Consider the following 6,338-nt stretch of genomic DNA (forward strand, 5'->3'; position numbering starts at 1 on the left):
CGTGCGCGCGACCAATGGGTGCTGCTGGCGCCGGAGCGGGTGATCGAACTGGACGCCATCGCCCACGCCATCGTCTCGCGCTGCGACGGCGTCCGCAGCCTGGCGACGATCGCCGCGGAACTGGCCGCAGAATTCGAGGCCGACCCGGCCGAGGTCGAACGCGACGTGCGCGAGCTGGCGCAGCAGTTGCACGCCAAGCGGCTGCTGCGCGCATGAACGCGCCGGTGCCGCCGCCGCTGTCGATCCTGCTGGAGCTGACCCATCGCTGCCCGCTGGCCTGCCCGTATTGCTCCAACCCGATCGAACTGGCCGGCCTGCGCGAGGAACTGGACACCGCCGGCTGGCGCTCGGCGCTGGACCAGGCCGCGGCGATGGGCGTACTGCAGGCGCATTTCTCCGGCGGCGAACCGATGCTGCGCAAGGACCTGCCCGAGCTGGTCGCGCATGCGCGTGCGCTGGGCCTGTACAGCAACCTGATCACCTCCGGGGTGGCCGGCGGCGCACCGATGCTGGCGGACCTGGTCGCGGCCGGGTTGGAACACGTGCAGTTGAGCGTCCAGGACGCCGACGCCGCCGGCGCCGACCGCATCGCCGGCTACCGCGACAGCCTGGCCAAGAAGCGCGCCTTCGCCGCGGCGGTGCGCGCGCTCGACCTGCCGCTGACGATCAACGCGGTGATCCATCGCCACAACGCCGAACGTGTCCCGGCAATGATCGAGCTGGCGCTGGAACTCGGCGCCGAACGCCTGGAAGTGGCCCATACCCAGTACTACGGCTGGGGCCTGCGCAATCGCGCTGCGCTGATGCCCAGCCGCGCGCAGATCGACGCCACCGTGGCCGCGGTGGAGGCCGCCCGGCTGCGCCTGCAGGACCGCCTGCACATCGATTTCGTCACCCCCGACTACTACGCGCACCGGCCCAAGGCCTGCATGGGCGGCTGGGGCCAGCGCTTCGTCAACATCTCCCCGCGCGGCGACGTGCTGCCCTGCCACGCCGCCGAAACCCTGCCGGACATGCGCTTCGAGAACCTGCGCACGCGCCCGCTGGCGGCGATCTGGGAAGATGGCGAGGCCTTCGTGCGCTTCCGCGGCAGCGCCTGGATGCCCGAGGTGTGCCAGGGCTGTCCCAAGCGCGAGATCGACTGGGGCGGCTGCCGCTGCCAGGCGCTGGCGCTCAGCGGCGATGCCGCGACCCTGGACCCGGTGTGCGAACGCGCCCCGGCGCACGCGGCGCTGCAGGCGCTGGCACAGCGCGAAGCCGCCGCGCCGGCGCCGGACTTCGTGTACCGGCGACCACCGCGCAGGTCGGGCGTGCCCGCCGCCGCCGAGGACTGAACCGGGCGCCGACACGGTCCCCGGCGCACCCGGCATCCCGTGCGCAGTCACCGCTTGCGACTACACTACGGCGCATCCCACTGCCCGGATCCTCGCCATGTCCTTCGCGCGTCTCGCTCCCCTGGTCCTGTGCGCGGCGCTCGCCGTGTCCGCCGCCCCGGCACTCGCCCAGCGCACCGTCTCCGGCGATCTGCAGACGCAGATGTCGCCGCAGGAATTCAAGGCGGCCGGGCTGGACAAGCTGTCGCCGCAGGAGCTGGCTGCGCTGAACGACTGGCTGCAGGGCAAGGTCGCCAAGGAAACCGCGGTGGCGCTGGAGAAGGCCAAGGAAGAGGGCCGCCGCGAGGTGATCACCAAGAACCGCGGCTTCTTCGACTTCGGTAGCGCCGAGCCGATCGAGAGCACCCTGGTGGGCGAGTTCTCCGGCTTCGCCAAAGGCCGCAAGTACGTGCTGGCCAACGGTCAGGAATGGGAGCAGACCGAGGCGGCGAGCCTGCCCAGCGTGCACCGCACCGCGCCCAAGGTGAAGATCACCCCCGGCATCATGGGCGTGTGGTACATGCAGATCGACAACTACAACACCCGCGCCAAGGTCCGTCGCATCAAATAGGATCGCGCGCCGTGAACCTGCGTCCGCGGCCGGGACTGGCCGACGCCTCGCACAGCCTCGCCGACGCGCTGCGCCGGCGCCTGCGCGCCAGCGATGTCTGGTTCATCGCCCTGGCCCTGCTGGTCGGCGTGATCGCCGGCCTGCTGACCCTGTTGCAGAGCAGCCTGGCACACGGCGCGCAGGCCCTGCTGTACGGCCTGGAAGCAGACGAGCGGCTCAGCGCCATGTCCGAACTGAGCGTGCACCAGTTGCTGGTGCTGCCACTGGGCGGGCTGCTGGTCGGCCTGCTGGGCATGGCCGCACGCGCGCGCAAGCGGCAACTGGTCGACGCCGTCGAAGCCAACGCGCTGTACGGCGGCCGCATGTCGATGCGCGACAACCTGATCGTCTCCGTGCAGACCCTGTTCTCCAACGGCGTCGGTGCCTCGGTCGGCCTGGAGGCGGCGTACACGCAGATGGGCGCCGGCAGCGGCTCGCACCTGGGCCGGGTGCTGCGCCTGCGCCGCGCCGACATCCGCACCCTGGTCGGCGCCGGTGCCGGCGCGGCCATCGCCGCGGCCTTCGGCGCGCCGCTGGCCGGCGCGTTCTACGCCTTCGAGATCGTGATCGGCGCGTACTCGCCATCGGCGCTGGCACCGGTGGCGGTGGCCTCGCTGGGCGCGGTGTTCGTGTCGCAGCTGGCCGGGGTGCAGCCGTACCTGCTGCCGGCCTCGGCGGCCTCGGCACTGGAGGCGCGCGACTACGTGCTGTACGCGCTGCTCGGCGTGCTCTGCGCGCTGCTGGCGGTGGCGGTGATGCGCCTGATCGGCGCGATCGAACAGGCGATCAACCGCAGCCCGCTGCCGCGCTGGGCACGCCCGGTCGCCGGCGGCCTGCTGCTGATCCCGCTGGCGTTGATCACCCCGCAGGTGCTGTCCTCCGGACACGGCGCGCTGCACCTGGACCTGACCAGCCCGACCTCGCTGCGCTGGCTGGGCATCCTGCTGCTGCTCAAGTGCCTGGGCTCGGCGATCTCGCTGGGCTTCGGCTTCCGCGGCGGCCTGTTCTTCGCCTCGTTGTTCATGGGGTCGCTGGTCGGCGGGCTGTTCGCCGGCGTGCTGAATCTCGGCAGCGGCATGGCCCTGGTCGACGGCACCGCCGCGTCGCTGGCCGGCATGGCGGCGATGGCCGCCGCGGTGATCGGCGCGCCGATGACGATGGCGATGCTGGTGCTCGAGGGCACCCACGATTTCGTGCTGGCCAGCGCAGTGATGGTGGCGGTGCTGGTCGCCAACACCATCGTCCGCCAGATCTTCGGCTACTCGTTCTCCACCTGGCGCCTGCACCTGCGCGGCGAGACCATCAAGAGCGCGCGCGACGTCGGCTGGGTCAAGCACCTCAGCGCCGGGCGGATGATGCAGAAGGACGTGCATCCGCTGGCCGCCACCACCAGCGTGGCCGAGTTCCGCCGCCGCTTCCCGCTCGGCTCGGGCACCCGCGTGGTGCTGGAGGACGAGAGCGGCCATTACGCCGGCCTGGTCACCCTGGCTGCCGCCTATGCCGACGGCGTCAACGCCGACGCGGCCATCGTCGACTACGCCGGCAACCGCGACGTGGCCCTGCCCGCGGACACCGACGTGGTCACCGCCATGCGCCAGTTCGACCTGACCCAGAGCGACGAGTTGGCGGTGGTCGACGAGCAGGGCAAGGTGCTGGGCGTGCTCAGCGAAAGCTTCGTGCGCAAGCGCTACGCCGAGGAACTGGACAAGCGCCAGCGCGAGCTGATGGGCGAGCGGGTGGATGACTGAGGGGCGGAGATTGGGGATTGGGGATTCGGGATTCGTTGGATTGCTGCGGGCTGAAACGTTGAGGGCCGTGATCGCATGTCGCAGGAGCGGCTGCTGTGGGAGGGGCTTCAGCCCCGACGCATGAACGCCAGAGCAGCGGGAATGCAGGGCACCTCCAATCGCCCTGGAGCGTACGCGCAGGAGCAGCTTCAGCCGCGACGCATGACGCCACGATGGGCGCGGCTGAAGCCGCTCCTGCGACACAACAAGACGCGACTGCGTTGGTGCGTAGCACCAACACCACGCGCCGTTGCAGAGCAGATCGCTTGACCGTCCAAGCGGCGCATCCCCGTTGTGGGAGGAGCTTCAGCCCCGACGCCTGCCGCTGAACGCGTCGAGACTGAAGCCCCTCCCACAAGAATGCTGCTCACGCCGGTGGTGCGGGAACAGCGCGGAAATCTCACACCCAATCCCGCGCGCTCTTCGGCAGCCGTAGGCTGTCCATCCCCACTCCCCAATCACCGCAGCAGAGCCACCCGCTGCGCCAGCTTCTTGGCCGAGATGCCGGCGCGGGCGCCCAGTTCCTGGGCGAACAGCGACACCCGCAGTTCTTCCAGGTCCCAGCGCAGCGCTTGCCACTCCGGAGTGTCGCCACGTCCGGCCGCAGCCGCGTCGGCCAGTGCGTCGACGAACGGCTTCAGCTCCAGCATCCGCGCCTGGTCGCGCGCCGGATCGCGTTTGGCGCGCTCGGCGCGCAGGATCATCGCGCGCAAATAGCGCGGGAACTGCGCCAGCGCCGTGGCCGGGGTCCCGCGCAGGAAGCCCGGATGCAGCAAGGCTGCCAGTTGCGCGCGCAGGTCGTCGAGGTTGCCGCTGGCCCAGCCCATCAGCGGCGATTCCAGTTGCGGCTTCAGTTCCGCGGCCGCGCCCATGATCGCCTCGGCCAGTTTCAGCCGCTCCATCGCCTCGCCGAACAGCTGCCTGGCGGCGGCGTCGCGGCGCTGGGCAAAACTGTCCGCGTCGCGGATCGCCTCCAGCCCCTGCTCCAGCAGCGCATTCAACGCCGCTTCCACCAGGTCGCCACGCAGGCGTTCCTGCGATTCGATCGCCGCGTACAGCAGCCCGGTCTTGGGCGATACCGGCAACTGCTTGCGCGCCTGCTTGACCTTGTCGGCCAGGGCGATCTCCAGCAACCGACGCACGCCGCGCGGATGCGCCGCCTCGGCCTGCGCACGGTCGGCGAAGATGCGCAGGGCGGCGCTGTCGCCCTCGTCCACCAACGCCGGATACGCAGGCACGCCGGCTTCGCCCGGCACCTGCAGCGGGATCGGCGTGGCCGGGAACTCGCGCAGCCCGGTCGCGGCCATGGCGCGGCCGGCGCGCGCGGCGAAGGCCTGCCCGGCACGTTCGCCGAAGCGCGCGCGCAGCGCGTCCAGGTCGCGCGATTCGGCCAGCACCTTGCCCGCCTCGTCGCGCAGGCGCAGGTTCATGCGCAGATGCGGCTCCAGCGTGCTCTCGTCGAACTCCAGCGCACTCAGCGGCGCGCCGGTGGCGCGCTGCAGGAACCGCGCCAGCTCGCCACGGATGTCGTCGGCGCTGGGCTGCGGGAACGCCTCGTAGAACGCACGCGCGAAGTCCGGCGCCGGCACGTAGTTGCGGCGCAGCGCCTTGGGCAGACTGCGGATCAGCGCCGCCGCCTTGTCGGTGACGAAGCCCGGCGCCAGCCACGACAGCCGCGCCGGGTCCAGCGCGTTGAGCAGGTGCACCGGCACCTCCAGGGTCACGCCGTCGTCGGCCGCGCCGGGTTCGAAGCGGTAGTGCAGTGGCAGCCGCGCATCGCCCAGCGGGAAATACGTGGGATAGCGCTCGGCGGCGCTGCCCTCGCCCGGCAACAGGTCGGCCAGCGACCAGTGCAGCGCGCGCCGCTGCTCCGGCGCCAGCGCCTTCCACCAGGCGTCCAGGCCGGAGGCGGAATGGATCTCGCCGGGAATCCGGTCCAGATACCAGCGCGCCTGCCAGTCCTCGTCGGCGACGATGCCGGCGCGACGCAGCTTGGCCTCCTCCTCGTGCGCCTGCGCCAGCACCTTCTGGTTGTCGGCGACGAAGCTGGCGCGCGTGTTGATCTCGCCTGGCACCAGGCCCTGGCGCACGAACAGCTCGTGCGCACCGGGCGGATCGATGCGGCCGTAGTGCACCGGCTTCTTCGGCGCCAGCACCAGCCCGAACAGGCTGATCTGCTCGGAGGCCAGCACCTGCCCCTGCGCGCGCGACCAGTGCGGATCGAAATGCTTGCGCGCCAGCAGGTGCGGCAATTCGGCGATCACCCAATCCGGCTCGATCGCCGCGTTGGTCAGACCCCACACCTTCTGCGTGTCCAGCAGCGTCGCCGGCAGCACCCACGGCGGCGGCTTGCGGGCAAGCGCCGAACCGGGGAACAGCAGGAAGCGACGCTGCCTCGGCGCCAGGAAATCGCCCTTCTCGGTGCGATGGCCGACCTGGGTCGGCAGACCGGCCAGCAAGGCGCGGTGCAGCGCCTGGTAGGCGGCGGCACGCTCGCGTTCGCTGGCACGCGGCGCCTCCCCGGCCTCGGCGGACGCCGGTGGCGCGGCTTGGGCCGCCGGTGCGGGC

General features: G+C 71.4%; 5 protein-coding genes. 4 read left to right on the plus strand and 1 reads right to left on the minus strand.

Annotation, left to right across the window (positions count from 1 at the left end; all coding sequences use genetic code 11):
* From pqqD to D183_RS0109795, 4 genes are all read left to right on the plus strand, one after another.
* A partial coding sequence (gene pqqD, locus D183_RS0109780) for a pyrroloquinoline quinone biosynthesis peptide chaperone PqqD (RefSeq protein ID WP_017908834.1) occupies positions 1-216 on the plus strand: 216 nt, incomplete at its 5' end.
* A complete protein-coding gene (gene pqqE / locus D183_RS0109785) occupies positions 213-1,334 on the plus strand; it encodes a pyrroloquinoline quinone biosynthesis protein PqqE (RefSeq protein ID WP_017908835.1) in 1,122 nt (373 codons plus the stop codon). The genes pqqD and pqqE, both read left to right, overlap by 4 nt.
* A 97-nt stretch (positions 1,335-1,431) precedes the next feature.
* Positions 1,432-1,944: a hypothetical protein gene (locus tag D183_RS0109790; protein ID WP_017908836.1), complete on the plus strand. Its 513-nt coding sequence runs from the start codon at positions 1,432-1,434 to the stop codon at positions 1,942-1,944.
* Positions 1,945-1,955: 11 nt separating this feature from the next.
* Complete coding sequence (locus D183_RS0109795; RefSeq protein ID WP_017908837.1) at positions 1,956-3,731, plus strand: chloride channel protein; 1,776 nt, start codon at positions 1,956-1,958, stop codon at positions 3,729-3,731.
* A gap of 497 nt (positions 3,732-4,228) precedes the next feature.
* On the opposite strand, the gene D183_RS0109800 is transcribed toward D183_RS0109795, so the two are convergent.
* The coding region (locus tag D183_RS0109800; protein ID WP_017908838.1) for a DUF3418 domain-containing protein at positions 4,229-6,338 on the minus strand (2,110 nt) is incomplete at its 5' end.

This window comes from Xanthomonas sp. SHU 199 (genome assembly GCF_000364665.1).
Taxonomy (GTDB): Bacteria; Pseudomonadota; Gammaproteobacteria; order Xanthomonadales; family Xanthomonadaceae; genus Xanthomonas_A; species Xanthomonas_A sontii.

What these genes read in the sequence shown, in the direction of transcription:
- pqqE (WP_017908835.1), top strand. Translation starts at nt 213, where the DNA reads ATGAACGCGCCGGTGCCGCCGCCGCTGTCGATCCTGCTGGAGCTGACC.
- D183_RS0109790 (WP_017908836.1), top strand. Translation starts at nt 1,432, where the DNA reads ATGTCCTTCGCGCGTCTCGCTCCCCTGGTCCTGTGCGCGGCGCTCGCC.